Source organism: Mucilaginibacter sp. UYNi724 (genome assembly GCF_054057495.1).
On the sequence record NZ_JBSRZI010000001.1, the window covers coordinates 558,243 to 582,340 of the forward strand.

The following is a 24,098-nucleotide window of genomic DNA, read 5'->3' on the forward strand; positions in this document are numbered from 1 at the left end:
TCCTTTCATTAACCATGAGAGGATTTTTTTTGCCTGATCATGAAAGCCCGGTTCATCCTTTTTATAGCTGCCGCGATATTTTTATCCGCCTGCCATCAGCCTGAAACTAAAATGCATCCGGATAAATTGGAAGCAGATCCTCCAATTATTTCTACAGATACAATTGCCCTGTTGCCCGCTGATACAACTATAACTATTGCGGCGGTTGGCGATATCATGCTGGGGTCATCCTATCCGGACAGCACTTTTTTACCACCCGATAGTGCAAAGGCAAGTTTTAAATATGCTTTAAAGCATCTGCAAAAAGCAGATATTACTTTTGGCAACCTGGAGGGTGTGTTGTTAGATACCGGAGCGCCGGTTGGTTATAAATTAAGGTTTCAGCATAAAGGATATTTATTTAGAATGCCCGTTAAGTTTGGCGGTGTTTTTAAAGAAGCCGGCTTTAATGTACTTAGCGTGGGCAACAACCACTCAAATGATTTTGACCGCGCCGGCCGCCGCAGTACTATTAAAACTTTAGATAGCCTGGGCATCCACACCGCGGGCTTTAAAAGCCATCCGTCAAAATCGTTCACGAAGAATGGCGTAAAATATGGTTTTTGCGCTTTCGCACCCAACGGGCAAACGGTTTCGCTATTGCAGATAGCCAATGCAAAAGCCATCATCAGAGATCTGAAAGCCAAAAACGATATTGTAATTGTATCCTTTCACGGTGGTGGCGAAGGTACGGATTATGAGCACGTGCCGGATTCGGCCGAGATCTTTAAAGGTGAGAATCGCGGAAACCTGCGCCTGTTTACCCACGCCGCTATTGATGCAGGGGCTGATGTAATATTGGGCAACGGCCCGCATGTTGCACGCGCGATGGAATTATATAAAAACCGGTTTATAGCCTACAGCCTCGGTAATTTTGTGACTTACAAAGGGGTGAGTGTAAGTGGCGTATGCGGCCTTGCACCATTGCTCAAGATCCGCATTAATAAAAAGGGTGCGTTTTTGAACGGGCAGATCATATCCTACAGGCAAAACCACCACATGGGTTTGTTGCCAGATACGCTTAACCGTGCGGCACTGCGTATAAAAGATTTAACCGAGGCCGATTTTATCCGGCCCGGGTTAAGTATTTCTGCTACCGGTGCAATAGCACCGGCAGTAAGTAATTAAGCTTCGTCTTTTGTATTGCGAACAAGGCTAATACCCGTAAAGAAAAATATAACAGAGATCAATCCAATCACTATTAATGTAGTTGCGGCACCTGTGTGCTGAATGATTTGTACGCCTGTATAAATAAGACCTATAATACCTAATACAGTAAGTATTGCTCCGAATGTACGTTTTAAATTCATGATGAACAGTTAGTTGAGGTTAAACAATCTACTCATTAACCACAATTCCCCCAGTTTGTTTGCATACACCCGCTGGTTGTGTTATATCGATAAATATCATAAATGTGTAAGTTTTTAAAAATCCAAGTATCATTTGCCAACCAATTACGTTTATATGCTTGTAAGTGCCTCGCATTTACATTGTGATAAGGTTTAGGTTGAAAGTCCCCGGGCAGCAAGTGCCCGGGGCTTTTATTTTTTATAGCCTTTAGCAATCCCATCCTTTTTCTACATCTTCGTTTTTTAACTTTATATAATGAGTGATTTAAAAGCAAAGCTGCACGCGTTGTGCGTTGCTTATATACAAACCCGCATGCAGGCTGCCGAACTTGCAATTGCTGAAGCGCAGCAGGCACAAAACGATGATACTAAAAGCAGCGCGGGCGATAAATACGAAACCGGACGCGAAATGGCCCAGCAGGAAACCAACCGCAACCTCGCGCAACTTAATGAGGCAAATAAGTTAATGGTGGCCCTAAACCAGATCCCCGTTAACAACCCATCCGTAAAAACAGAGAATGGGAGCGTTATATTCACCAATAATGGCAATTTTTACCTTGCTATAAGTGCCGGCGCGTTGGTCTTAGATGGCAAAACCTACATAGCTGTATCGCCGGCATCGCCTATTGGTTTTAAAATGAAAGATAAAAAAGCAGGCGAAGAATTTATTTTAAACGAAAAAACTTACCTAATACAGCGGGTTTTGTAAAATTCAAGGCTAAAATTTAAGTTGAAATAGAAAATAAAAAATATAGTTTATTAAATAATTGTACAATTGATTGATTTCTATTCTATATTTGGTGTAAACAAATAAATGAACGGTGCAAAACTGTTCATTACTAAACTAATTTTTTGATGAACATATTCGTAGGAAGCCTTCCTTACTCATTAGAGGAAGCAGATTTACAAGAGCTTTTCGAAGCTTATGGTGAAGTAACCACCGTTAAAATTATTATTGACAGAGAGTCGGGCAGAAGCAAAGGCTTTGGTTTTGTTGAAATGTCTGATGACGAAGCTGCACAAAAAGCAATTTCAGGCTTAAACGGTTCTGAAGTTAGCGGTCGTTCAATCGCAGTTAGCCAGGCAGAAGACAAAAAACCAGGCGATCGCAGAAGCGGTGGCGGCGGTGGTTTTGGTGGCGGCAACCGCAGTGGCGGTGGCGGTGGTGGCTACTCAAGAGACAGCAACAGAGGTGGCGGCGGCGGTGGCGGCGGCTATTCTAAAGATAGCAGAGGCGGCGGTGGCGGCGGCGGTAGCCGTTGGTAATAACCAGCCTTTAAATTAAAGCAAGGCGCCGCGTTTACCACGGTGCTTTGCTTTAATTAGCATTTGAAACACGCTCTCAAATTTTGTTAGCGTGCTTTTTATTGCCTTTTTTTAAGTGATTGGTGTTGTTATTTAATAACAACAATATATTGCTATACACTTCATATATAGCCTGTTAAAACTACTTGCATAATATTCTGTTATTAGGCCGGCAAATTCTTTTGCTTGTAAGCAGTGAATTTTAAGGGGCTTTGATACTTTTTATTATTTTTGTAAAAAATCATAAAAATGAGCGAACTCATTAAGAAACAAGTAAATGATGCAAAAGCTTTAATGGATAAAGCGATTGATCATGCAGATAACGAATTAAATAAGATCCGTGCAGGTAAAGCAAACCCATCTATGTTAGATGATATTAGCGTTGATTACTACGGTACACCTACCCCTTTAAGCCAAATTGGTAGCGTAAACACGCCAGATGCCCGTACTATTATAGTACAGCCCTGGGAAAAATCGTTATTACCTGCTATAGAAAAAGCTATTAAAGAAGCTAATTTGGGTATTAATCCGCAAAACGATGGTGTAATTATTCGCATCAACGTACCACCTTTAACAGAAGAGCGCCGTCGCGACCTGGTTAAGAGAGCCAAAGGCGAAGCAGAAACCGGTAAGGTCGCTATCCGCAACATCCGTAAGGATGCCAACGAAAAGATCAAAAAATTAAAGACTGAAGGCGTTTCTGAAGACGAGATAAAAGTTGGCGAAGCCGAGGTTCAAAAATTGACTGATGCCTATATCGTTAAAGTTGACCAGTTAACAGATCTGAAAGAAAAAGATATCATGACGGTTTAACTTTAACCGTTTGTATATATTGAAAAGGGGTGGCCAAATGGTTCATCCCTTTTTTGTTGGGTGCATTTTGCAAAGTTTTAATTAGATTTAAATCTAACCTTATCAATAAATGAGAAGATCATATCTATGCATTTTGATTGCGATTGTTTTGTCTTGCAAATCGGCACCTGACCTTAAAAATTATGGCGTGATTTCAAGTGAGGTGGATTCAATCCCCACTATTGATACGAGTAATAATATAGTTCGACCTGTAACACTTGCGTCGAGAAACTACCATCTTACTAATAAATCTGCTGACCGTAATATAAGCTTTGTATGTAAAGCCTATCTGAAAGGCGATAATAAAGTAATATCAGAAAAGACAGAGAAACACGTTGTTGCCGCACAAAAAACAATCGACTTAAATATTGATAGCGATATTAATTACAAAGTTGTTAAATACGAGATTGTTAATGCCAGTACTGTTGAATAATATTTAAGATTATTTGTCAGCTTGGCCTTACCGAAGGCTTAGCCGTATTAATAATGGTTCGACAAGATCACCATGACAATCCGTTATTAACCCCATTGTCAAATTAAAGGGAATGAGCCGCTTAGCCATTCCCTTTTTTTATTTTTGTGTTATAACATGAAAATATTACTTTCTTATCTATCAAAACACCGCTGGACGGTTGTCCTCGCGCTGTTCCTTGCCGGGTTAAATATTGGCTTTTCGCTGGTAGATCCTATGATCACCGGTACCATTATGGATAAATACATTATCCCTAAAGACAATATCGCCCGCAGTTTCGAATACCGCCTTTACGGAGCCCTTGGATTGGTAGGCCTCGCCATTGGAGCGGCTATGGTATCGCGTATAGCAAAAAACTTCCAGGATTATTTTACTAATATTATCGTCCAAAAAACCGGTGCTGAAATGTATGCAGATGGTTTAAAGCACTCGCTTGAGCTGCCTTACCAGGTATTTGAAGACCAGCGCAGCGGCGAAACCTTGGGTATCCTGCAAAAAGTACGTTTGGATAGCGAGAAGTTCATTACCTCATTTATCAGTGTACTGTTTGTGAGTTTGGTGGGGATGATCTTCGTGATCGTTTATTCGCTAAAGGTAAACTACCAGGTAACACTGGTGTATTTCTGCGCTATCCCGATCATCACGTTTGTAAGTATGGCGCTGAGTAAGCGCATTAAAAATATTCAGCGTAAAATTGTAGCCGAGACTACCGCTTTGGCAGGATCTACTACAGAATCGCTGCGTAATATCGAACTGGTGAAAAGCCTTGGTTTAGCGAAACAGGAAATAGCACGGCTTAACAAAACTACTTACAAGATCCTCGATCTGGAGTTGAAAAAGGTTAAATATGTGCGCAGCATGAGTTTTATACAGGGTACAGTTGTGAACCTTGTGCGTAGTGCCATGGTATTGATACTATTGATCCTGATCTTTAAAAATGAATTAACGCCGGGCGATTACCTGAAGTTCTTGTTCTATTCATTCTTCCTGTTTAACCCTTTGCAGGAACTTGGTAACGTTATCCAATCGTGGCGCGAGTCGCAAATCTCGTTAGCCAATTTCGAGAACATCCTGAATGCTCCTATTGATAAGAAACCTGAAAAACCGGTGTTATTAGAAAAGGTGCGAAGCCTGGCATTTAGCGATGTAAGCTTTAAACACTTAACGGCTAACCGCAACGCGCTAAATAATATCACCTTTAAAACCAATACCGGCGAAACCATCGCCTTTGTAGGCCCATCGGGTTCGGGTAAAACCACGTTGGTTAAACTGTTGGTTGGTTTATATCAGCCGTTACAAGGTGATATCCTTTATAACGACATACTGAGCAAAGAAATTGACCTTGACCAGCTTCGAGAGAAAATTGGATTTGTAACGCAAGATACACAGCTATTTTCGGGTACCATCCGCGAAAACCTGTTGTTTGTAAACCCTATCGCTACCGACGAGGAATGTATGAACGTACTGCAACGTGCAGCCTGCCAAACCCTGCTTGCCCGTGCCGATAACGGCCTTGACACAGTAATTGGTGAGGGGGGAGTAAAAGTATCAGGTGGCGAAAAGCAACGTCTTTCTATCGCCCGTGCATTGTTGCGTAAACCGGATATCCTGGTATTTGATGAGGCAACATCTTCGTTGGATTCTATTACCGAAGAAGAGATAACAGATACTATCCGCGATGTATCTGTGCTGAATGACCATATCACCATATTGATAGCACACCGCCTGTCAACCATAATGCATGCCGATTGCATTTATGTGCTGGAAAAAGGCCATATAATAGAATCTGGCAAGCATCACGATCTGATAGACCAGAAAGGCCTTTATTACGCCATGTGGAGGCAACAAATTGGTGAGAAGCATACGGTGGATGCGTAAATAGACAATCTATGCTTTACCCCCCACGCGTCATTGCGATGACGGGGTTATAAAACAACGAAAGCCCTGCTGATTTTCAGCAGGGCTTTCTCGTACGCTTATATTTTTTCTTATTTTACCAGCGTACCAATATGTTCGCCTTTAGCGATTTTCATGAAGTTGCCTTCTTTGTTCATATCAAATACAATGATTGGTAGTTTGTTTTCCTGGCAAAGGGTAATGGCGGTCATGTCCATTACGTTTAAGCCCTTATCGTATACTTCCTGGAAACTGATCTCATCATAACGGGTTGCTAACGGGTCCTTCTCCGGGTCGGCGGTATAGATACCATCCACACGGGTGCCTTTCAGTACAACGTCTGCTTTGATCTCTATAGCACGTAATGATGCTGCGGTATCTGTTGTAAAATACGGGTTACCGGTACCGGCACCAAATATCACAATTTTACCAACCTCTAAATGGTGCATGGCACGGCGGCGAATGTAGGGCTCACAGATCTGCTCCATTTTAATAGCGGACTGTAAACGGGTTTCTACACCAATACTTTCCAGCGCATTTTGAAGGGCCATACAGTTGATTACGGTGGCAAGCATGCCCATATAATCGGCCTGGGCGCGTTCCATACCGCTTTTTTCGGCACTAAGTCCTCTAAAAATATTGCCGCCACCAACAACAATGGCTATCTCGATACCCTCGTCTTTAACCGCTTTTATATCATGAGCGTATTGCAAAACCTGGTTGTTATCAATACCATACTGACGTTCGCCCATCAGGGATTCGCCGCTAAGCTTTAGTAGGACTCTTTTGTATTTCATTTATAAGGAAGATTTATCAAAAATAGATATAAAATGGTATTGTTAAAATTTTATGTTGTGGGTGTTAAATAATTCCCCTGCAATATGGTTGCCAGGGTTTCAAATTTGTCGTTAAAGATGATCAGATCGGCGTCAAAACCTGCTGCTACTCTCCCCTTTGTTTTTTTACCGGCCAGTTCCGCAGGATACAATGTAGCCATGTTTACGGCTTCGGCCAGTTCGATACCCACATATTCTACACAGTTTTGTACCGCCTTTAACATTGTTAAGCTCGAGCCGGAAAGCGTACCATCTGGCATTACGTATTTGTTGCCATCTAACCTGTGCTGGTAAGCACCTTCGGTAGCGGCGGTAACAGCATCGGTAATTAAGAATAATTTATCGCCAAGCTCGCGTTTAGCTAAACGGATCATTGGCCAATCCACATGGTTACCATCGGCAACAATGCTGGTGTACGGTTTTTCTTCGAATATGGCGGGGATGTAACCCGGCTCGCGGTGGTGCATTTGCGGCATCGCATTAAACAAGTGCGTTACTGCCGGGATAGGTTTATTTAAAAAGCCTTTCCCCTGCTCGTAAGTAGCATTGCTATGGCCCGATGATATGATGATGCCCTGCGCATGCAGGTAATCTATCACTTCCTGGTCCTGCAATTCCGGCGCTATGGTTATCATGCTGATAACGCCATCAGCCTGTTCTATCCAACTTTTAACTTCGGCAAGTGTTGCTTTTTTAATTGAATCTGCAGGGTGGGCGCCGCGTTTTGCAACGTTAAGGTACGGTCCTTCGAGGTGCAGGCCCCAAAAGTTACCACGTCCATTTTTCCGGTATTCTTTTGCGGCTGCGATGCCTGCTTCAACAATCTCATTAGTATTTGTACCGATGGTGGCGAAGAAGCCGGTAGTGCCCTGGCTTAACAGGTCATCCTCCATACGCTTTAGCGCAGATACTTCGGGTTTGCCGGCAAAGAGTTTACCGCCACTACCATAGATCTGCAAATCAATAAAACCCGGTGCAAGATAAGCGTCGTTAAGGTCTTTCTTTTCTGCATCCGCAGGGATGGCAGTATCTTCAATAATAGCTTTGATCCGGCTGCCCTCAATTAAAACAGCTTTGCCCGTGGCGATGGTACCGCCGGAGATGAGTTTAAGGTTATGAAGTGCTGTTATCATAGTGTCGCGTATTTAACAGTTTACGTCATTGCGAGGTACGAAGCAATCTCTGCATAGGCAGAGCGGCTCTGTACAGCAAAGAGATTGCTTCGTACCTCGCTATAACGCGGGTGTTTAGAAATCTCAGGGCAAAAAAAATCCCCCTCGTTAATACGAGGGGGATAATATAATTAAGCTCCTAAAGCAACTCGCTTGAAAGCGGTAACGGTTAGGCCTTTATCAACCGTGTCTAAGAACTGTGCAACAGTTTTAGAAGAGTCTTTAACAAACTCCTGGTTTAATAAGGTAGAGTCTTTGTAGAATTTATTAAGCTTACCAGCAGCAATTTTTTCAACCATTGCTTCCGGTTTACCTTCTGCGCGGATAACATCTTTTGCAATTTCCATCTCACGCTCGATGATAGTCGAATCAACACCGTCTTTATCAATAGCTACCGGGTTCATTGCTGCGATTTGCATTGCAACATCTTTACCTGCTTCGTCAGCACCATCAACAGCTTTGCTTAAACCTACTAACACACCTAAACGGTAGTTACCGTGGATGTAAGCAACAACTTTATCACCTTCGATAACTTCATATTTAGATACACCGATTTTCTCGCCGATCTTACCTGTTTTGTCGATGATAGCATCACCAATTTTAACAGTTGTATTTTCAACGTCGATAGTAAGGTCATACAAAGCTTCGATAGAAGCCGGTTTACCTTGAACAGCTGCATTTGCAATTTCGTTAGCGAAAGCAACAAATTCAGCGTTTTTAGCTACGAAATCTGTTTCGCAGTTAAGTTCGATAACAACACCTGTTTTGAAATCTTCAGACGTACGTGCTATAACAACACCCTCGTTAGATTCGCGGTCCTGGCGGCTTGCAGCAACCTTAGCACCTTTTTTTCTTAAAAAATCAATAGCAGCTTCAAAATCGCCATTGGTTTCAGTTAAAGCTTTTTTGCAATCCATCATGCCCGCACCTGTTTGCTGGCGCAGTTTGTTTACATCTGATGCAGATATTTGTACTGTAGACATTGTTTTAGTTTTAATGTTATAAAGTTAAAAGGTTGCAAAGTTAAAACATTAAAACATTTCAACTTTGCAACCTTTCAACATCAAAATATTATTCTTCTGTTGAATCAGCAGCAGGGGCTTCAGTTTCAGCAGCGTCAGCTGTTACTTCTGCAGTCCTTTTACGTTTGCCACCTTCAGAACGGTCAGCTACTTCCGGTGCATCAGCTTTTGCTTTAGCAGCAGCAGCTTCTTTTTCGGTTTCGTCTTCTTTCTCGCGTTTGCGCTCATCTAAACCTTCTTCGATAGCTTTGATGATAATACCGGTGATCAATGAAATTGATTTGGTAGCATCGTCATTCGCCGGGATAGGGAAATCGATGTTCGATGGATCAGAGTTTGTATCAACCATCGCGAAAGTCGGGATGTTTAATTTCAAAGCCTCAGATACTGCGATGTGCTCTTTCTTAACGTCAATTAAGAACAATGCAGCAGGTAAACGGTTAAGATCCGCTATACCACCTAACAAGGTTTCTAATTTGATACGCTCGCGCTGTATCATCAAACGCTCTTTTTTAGATAAGTTGCTGTAAGTACCGTCCTTAGTCAATTTATCGATGTTTGACATCTTTTTGATCGACTTGCGTACGGTAGCAAAGTTGGTTAACATACCACCCAACCAACGCTCGGTGATATAAGGCATATTTACGCCTTTTGCATATTCAGCTACGATATCTTTCGCTTGTTTCTTTGTTGCTACGAATAATACTTTACGACCTGATTTTACAATTTGTTTAATTGCTGCAGCAGCTTCTTCAACCTTAGATAAGGTTTTATTTAAATCTATAATGTGGATACCATTGCGCTCCATGAAAATGTACTGTGACATTTTCGGATCCCATTTGCGGGTAAGGTGACCAAAGTGTACACCTGCATCCAGTAAGTCCTGATATGTTGTTCTTGCCATTGTTTGTGTCCTCCTTAAATTATCGTTTACTGAATTGGAATTTCTTACGTGCTTTCTTACGTCCTGGTTTCTTACGCTCAACCATACGGTCATCACGTGTCATTAAACCTTTAGCGCGCAATGCTGGTTTTTTCTCCGGATCCAGTTCAACAATAGCTTTCGCGATAGCTAAACGAACGGCTTCTGCCTGGCCTTTAACACCACCACCTGCAACGTTTACTTTAACATCAAATTTACCGGCAGAGCCAGAAACTTCTGTTGATTGCATAACGATGTACTGTAATGGTAAGGTAGGGAAGTACTCTTTGTAATCTTTACCGTTAACGGTAATGGTGCCGGTGCCATCGTTCAAATAGATACGGGCCACAGCGGTTTTTCTTCTGCCTGAAGTGTTAGTTGTTGGCATTTTCTTTTCTCCTTGTGATTAAAAAATTAAATGGTTGTTGGATTTTGAGCGGCATGAGGATGCTCTGCACCTGCATAAACATGCAGGTTACCATAAATAGCACGGCCTAAACGATTTTTAGGTAACATACCACGTACGGCTTTTTCAATCACACGCTCAGGATGCTTTGCCATTAACTCTTTTGGAGAAATGAAACGCTGACCACCCGGGTAACCGGTGTAAGAAACATACTGCTTTTCGCTGAATTTGTTTCCGGTCAGTTTAACCTTGTCTGCATTGATAACAATTACATTATCTCCGCAGTCTACGTGTGGGGTGAACCCTGGCTTGTGTTTACCTCTGATCATCATTGCGATCTTAGTACACAAGCGCCCCAAAATCTCATTGTTAGCATCAACAACAACCCATTCTTTATTAACGGTTTTCTTGTTGGCTGAGACAGTTTTGTAACTTAACGTATTCACTTGCTTTTAATTAAATTTATTAAACGTATACTTTACCCCGTAATTACGGGACTGCAAAGATAGGCTTAATTGTTTAATTTACAAATGGTTTTTAAGGAAATAATGGGAGATTGCCGGTGGCTATATCGGGAAATTAGGACGGTGGGAAATTGAGATGGGTTTAATAGTTGTAATTAGTTTATGACGGTTGTTAATTGGGTATTAATAGAGATACAGTGGGTAGCTGGTTAGGTATGTGATAGTTATGCATATCAGCTAAATAATGATGGCGTTGCCTGCGGCCCGGGCTATACCTACAACTCCTCATTACAGGCTGCCGGTAGAAGCCGCCTTTCATTCCGGGGTTTCCCCTACTATCCCTAACGCAATTCTATAAATACAAAGAGACGCGAAATATCGCGTCTCTACAGCTAAATAGTCGATTAAATAATATTAGTTACGCCTTACCTCTTCTCCACCCTGTCATAAAACCCGCCGAAGCGGCCATGAGTTTAGTTAATAAGATCCAATATTTCTTTTTCGTTAGGATAAGTTATTCCCAATCCAATATCTTCTTTTGATGGATTATACCTTTTTTTGCCAATATTGAAATATATAAGCCCTTCACGAACTTGTGTTTGATAAATAAGCCGCTGTTGATTGGGGAAATCTATAATATAAGTATGAAAAATAAAAGTTCCTTTATAGGAATTAGTTTCATTAGCCCTTTTTCCAGTTTCAACATCTATTATTTCATACGTTGATGCGGAAGGCAATACAGATTTTACCTCATAAATTTTCTTCGCTCCATTTATCCAGCTTGATACCGTATGCCCTCCGGAGACCCGTTTGCTAAATCTGAACCCGGATAAGTCTATAAGCGCATACTTTTCAAACATCTTAAGTTTATTTTTATTTACATCGCTTAAATATACTCCGTGTTCATTTAGCCTGCCCCTATCATGAATAAGGTCTTCCTTTAAATGCAAACTGTTTAAAAATGCACCGAAGTTTAGTAGCAATATGGCGGTTAAGGTTTTAAACATATTCCTATTTACCTCTTCTCCACCTTATCATAAAACCCGCCGAAGCTATTTACCTTCACTGCTTCTTCCGCAAAAAAATCACCAGGGAAGCCTAATTCTATTTTACTGGCATCATCCAGTTTTTGGATCTGGGCTTGGCTTAGCACAACGTCAACAGTTTTAAGGTTATCCTTTAGCTGATCAATTTTGGTTGCGCCCACTATAGGGATGCAGCTGAACCCTTTGCTCATGGTCCATTGCAGGGCAACGTGGCTTTCTGATACACCGAGTTCCTGCGCTATTTCCATCACTACTTTAGTTATGCTTTCGGCGCGGGCGTCCAGCCGTTTACTGTCGGCTTTGATGCGGCCTTTATCGCCTTTTAAATATTTACCGGTTAACGCGCCGCCGGCCAATGGCGCCCATGGGGTAACCGTCATCCCAAAGTGTTTAGCCATCGGGATCAGTTCGCGCTCAGCAGTGCGGGCAAGCAGGCTATATTCTACCTGCAAGGCAATGAACTGGCTCCAGCCCATCAGTTCGGCCAGCGTGTTTCCTTTAGCTACAACCCAGGCGGGCGTATCGCTAATGGCGGCGTAGGTTACCTTACCTTGTTTTATCAGATCATCCAGTCCGCGTAGCACTTCGTCTATCGGGGTTATGTCGTCCCAAATGTGCAGGTACAGCACATCCAAAAAATCTGTTTTTAAACGTTTTAGGCTATCCTCCACACTGCGCATCATATTTTTACGGCTGTTGCCGCTGGCGTTGGGGTTGGTGGTGTTATCTTTTAGGGTATATTTTGTGGCGAGTACAAAGTAATCGCGGTCTTGCGTTGAAAGGTAGTCGCCTATGATCTTTTCGCTGGTGCCCAGTTTGTATACGTTGGCCGTGTCCAGAAAATTGCCGCCGGCGTTGGCGTAGGCATCCATGATCTCGAAACTGGTGGCGGCATCTGCGCCCCAGCCACCTTCGGTACCAAAGCCCATGGTGCCTAAACAAAGTTCGGATACTTTAAGGCCCGACCGGCCCAGTAATTTATATTTCATAGTGGTAGTATTTATAATGTAACGCTGTAAGTAAAACTGATGTTTTAAAAACGGAAATAAAAGCGCGGGTAAACAATACACGTGCGCCAATTGTAAATATATTAAACATTACCGCCATGAAGATCATCACCCTGCATAAACCAGTTAACATCACCGAGCTTTACAACCATATCGAAGAAAGGCTAAACCCCATCTTCCACAAGCAAAAGCAAAGCGACATCAGCTTTACCATCAGCAACACACCCGCCGGAATCGAGATAACCGAGCCCGACCTTTACGAAGGCGTACTATTTACCATTGCCGTGCAGGATGATGAACTTTGGATAACCCGCAGCGAGCATTATGTGGATGACATAAATTCAATCACGGTAGAATCTATCCTGAACAGTTTATTTGATGATATATCAAATGGAAGAGGAACGGATCTGGTGCAGGAGGGGTAGTGCTTAAGATTGCCGAACCATTACACATCATGCTTAATCGGCGTAAAATCTACGACGGGTTCAGACAGACAAACCGTCTAAAAAAAAAGGCCCGCTTTGTTTCAAAGCGGGCTTGCTAATAATAATATTTTCTATCCGTAGATCCAGCTGAATTTGTATTCCAACATTGGGTTTTTCATACGTTCGGCAACGCGGATCAAGCGGTTTGGCAGGTTCACGATGTAATCACGGGCCTTTTCGCCGTCTTCTTTTAAATCGGTTGCGCTTTCTATATGCCAGTCTTCTATCAGTTCTTTTAGAATATCAACATAGTCGATAGCTGTGTAGATACCTAAACGCTCTGCAGCATCAGTAAAGTGACCAAAGGTTTGGCCAATTTTTAAACCAATTTCGCGCAGGAAGTGTGCAGGCATTACAATTTTTTTACGCATCATATCCTCAAACGCAAGCATCGCCTCATTAGGGTCAACTTCAAATATCTTTTCGATAAAGTATTTGTATGCTTTAGCATGGCGGGCCTCATCACCGGCAATTACACCACACATTTTTGATAACAAGGCATCACCATCCTTTTTAGCTTGTGAGGCTACCCGGCGGTGAGATACATTTGTTGCCAGCTCCTGGAAAGATGTATATATAAAGTTACGGTATGGGTCGTGGCCGGTACCAATGTCAAAGCCGTCGGCAATAAGGTACTGGGTAGATACCTCCATCATGCGCATGTTAACACGGCCCGACAAGTAAAGGTATTTATTTAGCAGATCGCCGTGGCGGTTTTCTTCTGCTGTCCAGTGGCGGGTCCATTTCATCCAGCCACCTTCTTCGTTGTCAGATACACCTTCTACCATGGTTAACCACGATTCGTAGGTGGGAAGTGCTTCTTCGGTAATGGTATCACCTATAAGTACGGCAACAAGGTCATAAGACAACCCGCGTGCACTTTCCTGCATTTCTTTTATTTCGCTAAAAAACGTATCCCTGGATGCATCAGGCAAAAAGTCTGACGGTTGCCAAATGGTATCGATAGGCTTTAGATACTCGCTCATCTTTTCAAGCATGAACTTCTCTATATGCCCCATTACTTCCTTACGTTTATCTTCAAAAAATTTCATAGTACTATCTTAGTTGGGCAAAGTTAATCATTTAAACAATAATATTATTTAGCCCCGGTATAATCAATTGCCTGTTTCATACAGTTGCTTAAGTTGTTAATGGCCAGCGGCCCGTTAAGTATCGAAAAGTTGGTATGTAATGCCACATATCCCGGGTATGCCTAATGCCTTTAAATTTTTACGTACCGCCATTATATAGCGGCAACGGCTATCAACATCGGCATATTATTATATACGCCATACTCTCCGCACAATATAGGAACACCAAACTTGGCCCCCCAGTTTTTAACAATCAATAATTTATCATGAACCGATGGCTCGTTACCATCGTTACGGTACCGGTAATAGTTATTTTCGCCCCAGGTGCCAATCAATTTGGGGTTACATAGCTCGAAAAAAACCTTATCCGGGCTTTCTGGTATAAACCGCTTACTTTACAATATTCATTGGTCAATAATCTTCGGGGGCTCTGTTAGGTAATTGGTGTCGTTATGTTACCGTAATTATAATCGATAATGAGCTGTAGCCCAGATAACGGGCACCATATATCTTTCTATAATAACCCTCATACTGTTGGCTTACTATCTCTTGTGCGGTATTTACCTCAATAAGCTTGGGTAATAATCACGAGTCGCTGTTTTATATCGAAAAATCTAGCATAATTTTTGAGTGGGTGGGTATCCGTATAAAGGTTATGGGCCTAACCGCATCCATTATCCCGTTTTACGCTACTTTTTCATTCAGCATATTTAGCCAAACACTTGCACCTGTATTAGCATCTGCGGTGGTACGGCCATATTGTTCTATGTAATTGCATCTATCATAGCTAAACGCATAAATTACGATGGCTACGTTTGGTTATTGCTTATCCTGTTTCTGTTCCATCTCGGCATCCTTTACACGGCTTCGTCGGGTAAAAGTATATATCTGCTACTTATCTTCTTTTTTCTGTTCTTCTTTGACCTGTTCAAGTTCTACAGGTCAAATACTACGTTCCAGGTATCTAAGGGTACGCTAATAGTTACAAGTATCCCCTCTCATTCTATCTTTAGAAAGATAGAACTCAACCCCATGCCGACATAAGAGATTACAGGCCGAGATAAAAGGTAGACAAAACGACTGTGCCGAAAGGTATTGTATACGAATGTAATTAATCCATGGTGACACAATATTGTCAGTAGTGACAAAAGTGGAAGTAGTTGATTACGAGCGGTATGTGGAAAAGTTGCGGCGTTCACGGCCGTGAACGTGAACAAGGGAAGGCATTAGGGTGTGCAGATGCGGGGATGTGCAGGTATGCGGATGAGAAAAGTATGTAACAAAGAAACCCCTCATCTTTTGGATGAAGGGTTTAACTTTAAGATTGGGCACCGACCTACTCTCCCACATTTTACTGCAGTACCATCGGCTCTGGCGGGCTTAACTTCTCTGTTCGGAATGGGAAGAGGTGGACACCGCCGATATAGGCACCTGAATATTTTATAGTTAGTATTTAGTAGCGTGTACCAAGTATCAAGACTTTAAACGCGCTATTAAGCTAACCAATATTTTATTTTGTAAGTATAGTAACCATATGTTCAGGAAGAAGACCATGTCTTGCTACTTGATACCATATACTTGCTACTATAGCAAACTTAAACATAATTGAAAGAAGTAAGTATCAGAGAAAACAACAGCTTTGTTTTGCTCGGTGTTAGAGGCAAGGGATCGGATATGGGAACCGGGATTGCTCCTGGTCCTTGCTTCTTACGGCCTCGGATCTCTAACACCATTCATTACCTGCTATGAGAAAGCTTCGGATTATTAGTATTACTCGACTTTGATGTCACCACCTTTATATCTGTAACCTATCAACGTAGTAGTCTGCTACGATCCTCAATGGAAGTCTCATCTTGTGGCTAGTTTCGCACTTAGATGCTTTCAGCGCTTATCTATTCCCAACGTAGCTACTCTGCAGTACACCTGGCGGCATAACAGATTCACCAGAGGTTAGTCCAACCCGGTCCTCTCGTACTAAGGTCAGCCCCACTCAAACTTCCAACGCCCACAACAGATAGGGACCGAACTGTCTCGCGACGTTCTGAACCCAGCTCGCGTGCCACTTTAATGAGCGAACAGCTCAACCCTTGGGACCTTCTCCAGCCCCAGGATGTGACGAGCCGACATCGAGGTGCCAAACCTCCCCGTCGATATGAGCTCTTGGGGGAGATCAGCCTGTTATCCCCAGCGTACCTTTTATCCTTTGAGCGATGGCCCTTCCATGCAGAACCACCGGATCACTATATCCGTCTTTCGACCCTGCTCGGCTTGTCTGCCTCACAGTCAAGCAAGCTTATGCTATTGCACTCCACGTACGGTTACCAAGCGTACTGAGCTTACCTTTGAAAGCCTCCGTTACCTTTTTGGAGGCGACCACCCCAGTCAAACTACCCGCCAAACAATGTTCTCGACATTATCGAGTTAGACACCAAATACAGAAAGGGTGGTATTTCAACGTTGACTAACATACTCCTAGCGAAGCATGATCACAGTCTCCCACCTATCCTACACATCCTGTATCCGATATCAATGTTAAGTTGTAGTGAAGGTGCATGGGGTCTTTCCGTCCCGTTGCGGGTAACCGGCGTCTTCACCGATACCACAATTTCACCGAGCTCATGGCTGAGACAGCGCCCAGATCGTTACACCATTCGTGCAGGTCGGAACTTACCCGACAAGGAATTTCGCTACCTTAGGACCGTTATAGTTACGGCCGCCGTTTACCGGGGCTTCGATTCAATGCTTCTCCATTGCTGAATAACATCCCCTCTTAACCTTCCGGCACCGGGCAGGTGTCAGGCCATATACGTCATCTTTCGATTTTGCATAGCCATGTGTTTTTGTTAAACAGTCGCCTGGGCCTTTTCACTGCGGCTGATATTGCTACCAGCGCCCCTTCTCCCGAAGTTACAGGGCCATTTTGCCGAGTTCCTTAGCCATGATTCACTCGAGCACCTTAGGATTCTCTCCTCGACTACCTGTGTCGGTTTACGGTACGGGTTTTTATAACCTGAAGCTTAGCGGGTTTTCTTGGAAGTCTGATTACCTGAACTATCACCTTACCCGAAGGCTCAGTGTACTATCAGCTTTCAGCAAGAGTGGCGTACTTAACTACCTCTCCTATACCTACGGCCTTTAACGAACTATTCCGTCAGTTCGCGTCAGTGTCACTACTCCGTCACCGCATCGCAGTTATAAAAAGTACTGGAATATTAACCAGTTGTCCATCGGCTACGCCCTTCGGCTTCACCTTAGGCCCCGACTAACCCTGATCCGATTAGCGTTGATCAGGAAACCTTAGTCTTTCGGTGGGCGGGTTTCTCTCCCGCCTTATCGTTACTTATGCCTACATTTGCTTTTCTAATTCCTCCACAGTCAATTGTCTTTCCTGCTTCACCGGCAATTAGAATGCTCCCCTACCAGTATATACATAGTATATAATCCATAGCTTCGGTATAACGCTTAATGCCCGTTTATTATCCATGCCCGATCGCTCGACTAGTGAGCTGTTACGCACTCTTTAAATGAATGGCTGCTTCCAAGCCAACATCCTAGCTGTCTGTGCAATCGGACCTCGTTAGTTCAACTTAGCGTTAATTTGGGGACCTTAGCTGATGGTCTGGGTTCTTTCCCTCTCGGCCATGGACCTTAGCACCCATAGCCTCACTGCAGTGTATATTATATAGCATTCGGAGTTTGTCTGGATTTGGTAGGATTTGACTCCCCCGCACCCAATCAGTAGCTCTACCTCTATATAACTTAACCACCACGCTGTTCCTAAAAACATTTCGGGGAGTACGAGCTATTTCCCAGTTTGATTAGCCTTTCACCCCTACCCACAGATCATCCGGAAACTTTTCAACGTTTATCGGTTCGGTCCTCCAGTACCTGTTACGGCACCTTCAACCTGTCCATGGGTAGATCACAAGGTTTCGCGTCTACCCCCTCTGACTATACGCCCTATTCAGACTCGCTTTCGCTTCGGATCCGTGTCTTAAACACTTAACCTTGCCAGAGAGGAGTAACTCGTAGGCTCATTATGCAAAAGGCACGCCGTCACACCACGAAGGTGCTCCGACCGCTTGTAAGTACACGGTTTCAGGTTCTATTTCACTCCCCTGTTCGGGGTTCTTTTCACCTTTCCCTCACGGTACTGGTTCACTATCGGTCTCTCAGGAGTATTTAGCCTTACCGGATGGTGCCGGCAGATTCCCACAAGGCGTCTCCGACCTCGCGGTACTCAGGATACCACTATCCTATCATTACTTACCCGTACGCAGCTCTCATGCTCTATGGCGGGGTTTCCCACCCCCTTCCGGTTCATTTTGATATTCATGTTGTGGTCCTACAACCCCAGCTATGCCGTAACATAACTGGTTTGGGCTTCTTCCCTTTCGCTCGCCACTACTCAGGAAATCATTATTATTTTCTCTTCCTCTGCTTACTTAGATGTTTCAGTTCAGCAGGTTTGCGCATTTATGCAACTATTCTTCAAATAGTTAGGTTTCCCCATTCGGAAATCCGCGGATTAATTCATATTTGCTAATCCCCGCGGCTTATCGCAGCTTATCACGTCCTTCATCGCCTCTGAGAGCCAAGGCATCCCCCGTGTACCCTTTCTTACTTTCTTCTATACTTGTGATGCTTTTGCTCATCACTGTATGCTTTTTGATATGTTGTTCGTTCAAATAAATGTGCCGGGAGATCCGAGCCAAGACTTGGACCGAAGTCTTTTATCTTGTTTCTTTCTTCCTTTTGCAAGTATTTAAAGCCAAACAACGTCTCTACTGTTGTTTTCTCTTTTTAATTACTTCTTCCAATATGTCAAAGAACTTTACCCTATACTACACAACGTGTACAGTAACTTGCATTATATCCTATCCTGTTAAGGAAACGGAGGGTGTGGTGGAGAATAACGGATTCGAACCGTTGACCCCCTGCGTGCAAGGCAGGTGCTCTAGCCAGCTGAGCTAATCCCCCTTTCAGATGTTTATTAATACCATGTTATTCTGGTATCTTCACCTCGTAGTCCCGAGCAGATTTGAACTGCTGACCCCTACATTATCAGTGTAGTGCTCTAACCAAACTGAGCTACAGGACTGTGTTGATTTCGGATTTTAGATCTTCGATTTCGGATTTATCAATCTTAATTCGTAAATCGTAAATCGTAATTACTTACAATCTCGTTGCCTAGCGGTTGCACCACTGATGGCTTCATCTTCCGGGTTGTTTTTTTAGAGAATAAATAAGAAAATAATCATGCAGGTAACAGTTAAACTGTCATTTGCGTACTCAAGGTAATTTTGGATAATGCTCCAGAAAGGAGGTATTCCAGCCACACCTTCCGGTACGGCTACCTTGTTACGACTTAGCCCCAGTTACCGACTTTACCCTAGGACGCTCCTTACGGTTACGCACTTCAGGCACTTCCAGCTTCCATGGCTTGACGGGCGGTGTGTACAAGGCCCGGGAACGTATTCACCGCATCATTGCTGATATGCGATTACTAGCGAATCCAACTTCACGGGGTCGAGTTGCAGACCCCGATCCGAACTGTGAATGGCTTTACGAGATTGGCATCCTGTTGCCAGGTAGCTGCCCGCTGTACCATCCATTGTAGCACGTGTGTAGCCCCGGACGTAAGGGCCATGATGACTTGACGTCGTCCCCTCCTTCCTCTCTATTTGCATAGGCAGTCTGTTTAGAGTCCCCATCATTACATGCTGGCAACTAAACATAGGGGTTGCGCTCGTTGCGGGACTTAACCCAACACCTCACGGCACGAGCTGACGACAGCCATGCAGCACCTAGTTTCGTGTCCCGAAGGACTGATTCGTCTCTGAATCATTCACTAACTTTCAAGCCCGGGTAAGGTTCCTCGCGTATCATCGAATTAAACCACATGCTCCTCCGCTTGTGCGGGCCCCCGTCAATTCCTTTGAGTTTCACCCTTGCGGGCGTACTCCCCAGGTGGAATACTTAACGCTTTCGCTTAGACGCTGACCGTATATCGCCAACATCGAGTATTCATCGTTTAGGGCGTGGACTACCAGGGTATCTAATCCTGTTTGATCCCCACGCTTTCGTGCCTCAGCGTCAATGACACTTTAGTAAGCTGCCTTCGCAATTGGTGTTCTGTGACATATCTATGCATTTCACCGCTACTTGTCACATTCCGCCTACCTCAAGTGTATTCAAGTTCTTCAGTATCAAAGGCACTGCGATAGTTAAGCTACCGTCTTTCACCCCTGACTTAAAGAACCGCCTACGCACCCTTTAAACCCAATAAATCCGGATAACGCTTGGATCCTCCGTATTACCGCGGCTGCTGGCACGGAGTTAGCCGATCCTTATTCTTACCGTACATTCAGCTTCTCACACGTGAAAAGGTTTATTCCGGTACAAAAGCAGTTTACAACCCGTAGGGCCGTCTTCCTGCACGCGGCATGGCTGGTTCAGGCTTGCGCCCATTGACCAATATTCCTTACTGCTGCCTCCCGTAGGAGTCTGGTCCGTGTCTCAGTACCAGTGTGGGGGGTCATCCTCTCAGATCCCCTAAACATCGTAGCCTTGGTAAGCCATTACCTTACCAACTAGCTAATGTTCCGCATGCCCATCTTAATCCTATAAATATTTGATTATCAGAAAATGCTATCCGATAATGTTATGCGGTGTTAATCTCTCTTTCGAGAGGCTATCCCCCAGATTAAGGTAGGTTACATACGTGTTACGCACCCGTGCGCCACTCTCATGAAAAGCAAGCTTCTCAATCCCGTTCGACTTGCATGTATTAGGCCTGCCGCTAGCGTTCATCCTGAGCCAGGATCAAACTCTCCATTGTATAATGTGTTTGTTCAAATCCAGACCCTATTAACTCATCAATAGAAATCTGTAAAAAAAAATATTCTCTTACATTATCCACTATCTTAAGCTCGCTTTAATAACAATCAGTTCCTTCTCTCGAATTCCCTGCCGTTACGCTGCATAATTTATTCTCTATCTCTTTTAAGAACTGTGTGCTTCACCTCGCGGCTCTGCTTTTATGTTGTCGACCATTGCGGCCTAAACTCTCAATGTGTATCTCAAAAACCATTGCGGTTTCCTCTGTTTTTCAATGCTTTGCTTCGTTGTAGAAGCGGATGCAAAGATGCGATTATTTTTGATTCGTGTCAAGTGTTATTTTCACTTATTTTGAATTTATTTTTTTCGCTTTGTTTTTCAATTAACAACCGCAATTCCTTTCGTTGTTGCGGGCTGCAAAGGTGCAAATAATCTTTCTGTTTGGCAAGTGAAATATTCACTTTTTTAAACTTTTTTTTATTCGCTAAATCTTCAAAAAACAACGCCCTTTTTATTTGAGCGGCCACAAATGTAAGGAGAAAACCCCTACCCATACAAGCATTATTTTTAAATAATTAAAACAATTATGTAACTACCTGTAAATTAACATCAAATTAACGCAGGCGTTATACATGCAAACATCAATCAACCCCGTCTAAACCCCAAATTACGCGTTAAAGGCATTATTTAGGGCCATAAAAAAATGCGTAAGTTTGAATTAGATATGGAAAACTTCAACTTCCCGCCACTGTTTTTAGATGATTTGACCGGCGAACAAGGCTTCGACCGCTACAATTTTATTGATGCGCACCTGTTAGAACCTGCCCCAACATCTATCAGAATCAATCCTTTTAAGCAATCAGTGGTAAAATCCGACTGGAAAGTGCCCTGGTGTGCCGAAGGTTTTTATTTAAATGAGCGCCCATCTTTTACTTTCGACCCGTTATTTCACGCAGGTGCCTATTATGTACAAGAGGCCTCATCCATGTTTATCGGCCATATATTGAATACCATCCGCCCAAATAAAGACGATGCTATTAAAGTATTAGACCTTTGCGCGGCGCCCGGCGGTAAATCTACCTTGCTTAATGCGGCTTTAAACAGCAGCGACCTCCTGGTGGCGAACGAGATCGTTAAAACGCGTGTACCTATGTTAAGTGATAACCTTAACCGCTGGGGAACATCGAACACTATAATTACGAATAACGACCCAAAGGACTTTAACGCCATGCATAGTTTTTTTGATGTGGTACTGGTAGATGCGCCATGCTCAGGCTCGGGCATGTTCCGTAAAGACCCCGCCGCAATGAACGAATGGAGCGAAGGCAACGTGAACCTTTGCCACGAACGACAGGAACGCATCCTCGCAGATATTTACCCCGCACTAAAAGAGGACGGATACCTTATATATAGTACGTGTAGCTATTCGCACCAGGAAAATGAAGATATACTGGATTGGCTTTGCGCCGAGTTTGGTTTAGAAAGCGTACGCATACCTATATATAAGGGGTGGGGAATTGTTGAAACCGAATCGCCGCTTAACAAAGCTTGGGGATATCGCTTTTACCCGGGCAAGGTAAAAGGAGAAGGTTTATTTGCTGCCTGCCTGCGTAAAAAGGAAAGCAGCGGCGGGATATCCAACTATAAAAACAACGGGCAGCAGAAACTCCCCGCCAAAGAAATGGACATTGTAAAAAGCTATATTAATAATGCAGACGACTTTTACCTGTTTAAAGTAAACGAAGACTGGCTGGCCATAAACCGTGAACATAAAGAAAGCCTGAACATTTTGCACCGGCACCTATATATAAAGAAGTCGGGCGTGCGGATTGGGAAGTTGGCTGGTAACGACTTGATCCCTGATCATGAACTGGCCTTAAGCCTTATTATTAATAAAGAGATTGTATTATCTACCGAACTAACCAAAGAGCAGGCGATCCAATACCTGCGCCGGGATAATATAGACATGCAGATAACCGGCAAAGGCTGGAGTTTGATGACTTACCAGGGCTTAGCTTTAGGCTGGGCGAAGCTGCTGCCGAACCGGATCAATAATTATTACCCTAAAGAGATTAGAATAATGAGCCAGGCAAACAGTTTGCAGTAGGCGATTAGCAGTGTACCGTTAGCAGGTATTGCTTACTGCCAACTAAAAACTTCCAACTGAATTATATATTCTTCCCGTCCACTATCTTAAAAAACTCATCCCTGTAAGTATCGCCAACGGGAATCACTTTATCGCCAATGAAAATGCGGCTTCGCTCGATGCTGTCTATTTTATTGATAGATACGATGTATGATTTGTGCACGCGGATAAAGTGCTTCGGCGGCAGGGCGTCTTCCATCTTCTTCATGCCTTGAAGGGTTATGATCCGCTCGGCGGCGGTAAAGATGGATACGTAATCTTTTAAGCCCTCTATATATAGGATGTCGTGCAGGTAAACTTTTTGGATCTTATGCTCGGTTTTTACAAAGATAAAATCGCTCATAAAATCGTCCTGCTGTACAGGCTCGGCTATAGGGGCAGTTTTTGCCGACGGCTGGATGATGCCCTGCGCCTTTTGTACCGATTTAAAAAACCTGTCGAAAGCGATGGGCTTCAATAAATAATCTACCACATCAAGCTCGTAACCTTCTAACGCATATTGCGGGTAGGCGGTTGTTAATATCACTTTGGCTTTGCCGTTGGCGATGCGCAGGAACTGGATGCCGGTAAGCTCAGGCATTTGCACATCCAAAAAAACCAGGTCGATGCCGCCATCCTGCACCATGGTAAGTGCCTCGATAGGATTGGTAGTGGCTTTCACCAATTGCAGCGAAGGCATTTTGGAGATATAATCTTCCAGTATATTAAGCGCCAAAGGCTCATCATCAACAACAAGGCAACGGATCAT

Annotated in this window: 22 protein-coding genes, 2 tRNA genes and 3 rRNA genes; 9 read left to right on the forward strand and 18 right to left on the reverse strand. The window is 43.5% G+C overall.

Going from position 1 to position 24,098, the window contains the following annotated elements; all coding sequences use genetic code 11:
* Positions 1-39: 39 nt before the first annotated feature.
* The gene (locus tag ACVW0P_RS02420) at positions 40-1,167 is read left to right on the forward strand and encodes a CapA family protein (protein WP_457130663.1); all 1,128 of its coding nucleotides are present in this window, start codon (positions 40-42) and stop codon (positions 1,165-1,167) included.
* Here ACVW0P_RS02420 and ACVW0P_RS02425 read toward each other — a convergent pair.
* Positions 1,164-1,349, reverse strand: a complete 186-nt coding sequence (locus ACVW0P_RS02425) for a hypothetical protein (protein ID WP_354427627.1) — start codon at positions 1,347-1,349, stop codon at positions 1,164-1,166. The genes ACVW0P_RS02420 and ACVW0P_RS02425 overlap by 4 nt on opposite strands.
* A 295-nt stretch (positions 1,350-1,644) precedes the next feature.
* On the opposite strand from ACVW0P_RS02425, the gene ACVW0P_RS02430 reads away from it, so the two are divergent.
* The 5 genes from ACVW0P_RS02430 to ACVW0P_RS02450 all read left to right on the forward strand — a co-directional run bounded on the left by ACVW0P_RS02430 (position 1,645) and on the right by ACVW0P_RS02450 (position 5,895).
* Positions 1,645-2,097, forward strand: a complete 453-nt coding sequence (locus ACVW0P_RS02430; protein ID WP_354427626.1) for a 3-oxoacyl-ACP synthase — start codon at positions 1,645-1,647, stop codon at positions 2,095-2,097.
* 146 nt (positions 2,098-2,243) lie between these two features.
* A complete protein-coding gene (locus ACVW0P_RS02435) occupies positions 2,244-2,654 on the forward strand; it encodes an RNA recognition motif domain-containing protein (protein WP_457130664.1) in 411 nt (136 codons plus the stop codon).
* A gap of 288 nt (positions 2,655-2,942) precedes the next feature.
* The gene (gene frr / locus ACVW0P_RS02440) at positions 2,943-3,506 is read left to right on the forward strand and encodes a ribosome recycling factor (RefSeq protein ID WP_354427622.1); all 564 of its coding nucleotides are present in this window, start codon (positions 2,943-2,945) and stop codon (positions 3,504-3,506) included.
* 109 nt (positions 3,507-3,615) lie between these two features.
* On the forward strand, positions 3,616-3,978 hold the full coding sequence (locus ACVW0P_RS02445) for a hypothetical protein (RefSeq protein WP_457130665.1): 363 nt from the start codon (positions 3,616-3,618) through the stop codon (positions 3,976-3,978).
* Positions 3,979-4,134: 156 nt separating this feature from the next.
* On the forward strand, positions 4,135-5,895 hold the full coding sequence (locus tag ACVW0P_RS02450; protein WP_457130666.1) for an ABC transporter ATP-binding protein: 1,761 nt from the start codon (positions 4,135-4,137) through the stop codon (positions 5,893-5,895).
* Positions 5,896-6,005: 110 nt separating this feature from the next.
* Here the strand turns inward: ACVW0P_RS02450 and pyrH are convergent, their stop codons facing one another.
* From pyrH to ACVW0P_RS02490, 8 genes are all read right to left on the reverse strand, one after another.
* Entirely contained in the window at positions 6,006-6,710 is a 705-nt protein-coding gene (gene pyrH / locus ACVW0P_RS02455; RefSeq protein WP_354427618.1) for a UMP kinase, read from the reverse strand.
* A 50-nt stretch (positions 6,711-6,760) separates the two neighbouring features.
* Positions 6,761-7,882 (reverse strand): N-acetylglucosamine-6-phosphate deacetylase, encoded by a 1,122-nt coding sequence (nagA, locus tag ACVW0P_RS02460; RefSeq protein ID WP_457130667.1) that lies wholly within the window; start codon positions 7,880-7,882, stop codon positions 6,761-6,763.
* A gap of 170 nt (positions 7,883-8,052) precedes the next feature.
* Positions 8,053-8,904, reverse strand: coding sequence for a translation elongation factor Ts (gene tsf, locus ACVW0P_RS02465; RefSeq protein ID WP_354427614.1), 852 nt, complete (start codon positions 8,902-8,904; stop codon positions 8,053-8,055).
* Between the two features lie 88 nt (positions 8,905-8,992).
* Positions 8,993-9,847 carry a 30S ribosomal protein S2 gene (gene rpsB / locus ACVW0P_RS02470; RefSeq protein ID WP_354427613.1) on the reverse strand — a complete coding sequence of 285 codons (855 nt, stop codon included), beginning with the start codon at positions 9,845-9,847 and terminating at the stop codon, positions 8,993-8,995.
* 19 nt (positions 9,848-9,866) lie between these two features.
* A complete protein-coding gene (rpsI, locus tag ACVW0P_RS02475) occupies positions 9,867-10,253 on the reverse strand; it encodes a 30S ribosomal protein S9 (RefSeq protein ID WP_121248210.1) in 387 nt (128 codons plus the stop codon).
* A gap of 26 nt (positions 10,254-10,279) precedes the next feature.
* Positions 10,280-10,717: a 50S ribosomal protein L13 gene (gene rplM / locus ACVW0P_RS02480; RefSeq protein ID WP_067062091.1), complete on the reverse strand. Its 438-nt coding sequence runs from the start codon at positions 10,715-10,717 to the stop codon at positions 10,280-10,282.
* Positions 10,718-11,208: 491 nt separating this feature from the next.
* Positions 11,209-11,742 carry a hypothetical protein gene (locus ACVW0P_RS02485; RefSeq protein WP_457130668.1) on the reverse strand — a complete coding sequence of 178 codons (534 nt, stop codon included), beginning with the start codon at positions 11,740-11,742 and terminating at the stop codon, positions 11,209-11,211.
* An 8-nt stretch (positions 11,743-11,750) separates the two neighbouring features.
* Entirely contained in the window at positions 11,751-12,770 is a 1,020-nt protein-coding gene (locus ACVW0P_RS02490) for an aldo/keto reductase (protein WP_457130669.1), read from the reverse strand.
* Between the two features lie 116 nt (positions 12,771-12,886).
* Here ACVW0P_RS02490 and ACVW0P_RS02495 point away from each other — a divergent pair, with 116 nt between their 5' ends.
* The gene (locus tag ACVW0P_RS02495; protein ID WP_457130670.1) at positions 12,887-13,213 is read left to right on the forward strand and encodes a hypothetical protein; all 327 of its coding nucleotides are present in this window, start codon (positions 12,887-12,889) and stop codon (positions 13,211-13,213) included.
* A 131-nt stretch (positions 13,214-13,344) separates the two neighbouring features.
* Here the strand turns inward: ACVW0P_RS02495 and ACVW0P_RS02500 are convergent, their stop codons facing one another.
* Positions 13,345-14,325 (reverse strand): acyl-ACP desaturase, encoded by a 981-nt coding sequence (locus ACVW0P_RS02500; protein ID WP_354427606.1) that lies wholly within the window; start codon positions 14,323-14,325, stop codon positions 13,345-13,347.
* Between the two features lie 191 nt (positions 14,326-14,516).
* The gene (locus tag ACVW0P_RS02505; RefSeq protein WP_457130671.1) at positions 14,517-14,699 is read right to left on the reverse strand and encodes a hypothetical protein; all 183 of its coding nucleotides are present in this window, start codon (positions 14,697-14,699) and stop codon (positions 14,517-14,519) included.
* Positions 14,700-15,123: 424 nt separating this feature from the next.
* Between ACVW0P_RS02505 and ACVW0P_RS02510 the strand changes: the two genes are divergently transcribed.
* Positions 15,124-15,408 (forward strand): hypothetical protein, encoded by a 285-nt coding sequence (locus ACVW0P_RS02510; protein ID WP_457130672.1) that lies wholly within the window; start codon positions 15,124-15,126, stop codon positions 15,406-15,408.
* 279 nt (positions 15,409-15,687) lie between these two features.
* Here ACVW0P_RS02510 and rrf read toward each other — a convergent pair.
* The 6 genes from rrf to ACVW0P_RS02540 form a co-directional block, all read right to left on the reverse strand.
* Positions 15,688-15,799: ribosomal RNA gene (gene rrf / locus ACVW0P_RS02515) — 5S ribosomal RNA — on the reverse strand.
* 310 nt (positions 15,800-16,109) lie between these two features.
* Positions 16,110-18,994: ribosomal RNA gene (locus ACVW0P_RS02520) — 23S ribosomal RNA — on the reverse strand.
* A 273-nt stretch (positions 18,995-19,267) separates the two neighbouring features.
* A tRNA-Ala gene (locus ACVW0P_RS02525) sits at positions 19,268-19,344 on the reverse strand.
* A 46-nt stretch (positions 19,345-19,390) separates the two neighbouring features.
* Positions 19,391-19,465, reverse strand: a tRNA-Ile gene (locus ACVW0P_RS02530).
* A gap of 218 nt (positions 19,466-19,683) precedes the next feature.
* Positions 19,684-21,205: ribosomal RNA gene (locus tag ACVW0P_RS02535) — 16S ribosomal RNA — on the reverse strand.
* The 16S, 23S and 5S rRNA genes sit together here with 2 tRNA genes alongside, the layout of an rRNA operon.
* A gap of 328 nt (positions 21,206-21,533) precedes the next feature.
* Positions 21,534-21,731, reverse strand: a complete 198-nt coding sequence (locus ACVW0P_RS02540; RefSeq protein WP_457130673.1) for a hypothetical protein — start codon at positions 21,729-21,731, stop codon at positions 21,534-21,536.
* Positions 21,732-21,907: 176 nt separating this feature from the next.
* Between ACVW0P_RS02540 and ACVW0P_RS02545 the strand changes: the two genes are divergently transcribed.
* Complete coding sequence (locus tag ACVW0P_RS02545) at positions 21,908-23,311, forward strand: methyltransferase RsmF C-terminal domain-like protein (RefSeq protein WP_457130674.1); 1,404 nt, start codon at positions 21,908-21,910, stop codon at positions 23,309-23,311.
* Between the two features lie 61 nt (positions 23,312-23,372).
* Here the strand turns inward: ACVW0P_RS02545 and ACVW0P_RS02550 are convergent, their stop codons facing one another.
* Positions 23,373-24,098, reverse strand: coding sequence for a LytR/AlgR family response regulator transcription factor (locus ACVW0P_RS02550; RefSeq protein WP_457130675.1), 726 nt, complete (start codon positions 24,096-24,098; stop codon positions 23,373-23,375).

Coding starts and splice junctions, on each gene's coding strand:
- ACVW0P_RS02420 (WP_457130663.1), top strand. CDS start 40: ATGAAAGCCCGGTTCATCCTTTTTATAGCTGCCGCGATATTTTTATCC.
- ACVW0P_RS02425 (WP_354427627.1), bottom strand. CDS start 1,349: ATGAATTTAAAACGTACATTCGGAGCAATACTTACTGTATTAGGTATT.
- ACVW0P_RS02430 (WP_354427626.1), top strand. CDS start 1,645: ATGAGTGATTTAAAAGCAAAGCTGCACGCGTTGTGCGTTGCTTATATA.
- ACVW0P_RS02435 (WP_457130664.1), top strand. CDS start 2,244: ATGAACATATTCGTAGGAAGCCTTCCTTACTCATTAGAGGAAGCAGAT.
- frr (WP_354427622.1), top strand. CDS start 2,943: ATGAGCGAACTCATTAAGAAACAAGTAAATGATGCAAAAGCTTTAATG.
- ACVW0P_RS02445 (WP_457130665.1), top strand. CDS start 3,616: ATGAGAAGATCATATCTATGCATTTTGATTGCGATTGTTTTGTCTTGC.
- ACVW0P_RS02450 (WP_457130666.1), top strand. CDS start 4,135: ATGAAAATATTACTTTCTTATCTATCAAAACACCGCTGGACGGTTGTC.
- pyrH (WP_354427618.1), bottom strand. CDS start 6,710: ATGAAATACAAAAGAGTCCTACTAAAGCTTAGCGGCGAATCCCTGATG.
- nagA (WP_457130667.1), bottom strand. CDS start 7,882: ATGATAACAGCACTTCATAACCTTAAACTCATCTCCGGCGGTACCATC.
- tsf (WP_354427614.1), bottom strand. CDS start 8,904: ATGTCTACAGTACAAATATCTGCATCAGATGTAAACAAACTGCGCCAG.
- rpsB (WP_354427613.1), bottom strand. CDS start 9,847: ATGGCAAGAACAACATATCAGGACTTACTGGATGCAGGTGTACACTTT.
- rpsI (WP_121248210.1), bottom strand. CDS start 10,253: ATGCCAACAACTAACACTTCAGGCAGAAGAAAAACCGCTGTGGCCCGT.
- ACVW0P_RS02485 (WP_457130668.1), bottom strand. CDS start 11,742: ATGTTTAAAACCTTAACCGCCATATTGCTACTAAACTTCGGTGCATTT.
- ACVW0P_RS02490 (WP_457130669.1), bottom strand. CDS start 12,770: ATGAAATATAAATTACTGGGCCGGTCGGGCCTTAAAGTATCCGAACTT.
- ACVW0P_RS02495 (WP_457130670.1), top strand. CDS start 12,887: ATGAAGATCATCACCCTGCATAAACCAGTTAACATCACCGAGCTTTAC.
- ACVW0P_RS02500 (WP_354427606.1), bottom strand. CDS start 14,325: ATGAAATTTTTTGAAGATAAACGTAAGGAAGTAATGGGGCATATAGAG.
- ACVW0P_RS02545 (WP_457130674.1), top strand. CDS start 21,908: ATGCGTAAGTTTGAATTAGATATGGAAAACTTCAACTTCCCGCCACTG.
- ACVW0P_RS02550 (WP_457130675.1), bottom strand. CDS start 24,098: ATGATCCGTTGCCTTGTTGTTGATGATGAGCCTTTGGCGCTTAATATA.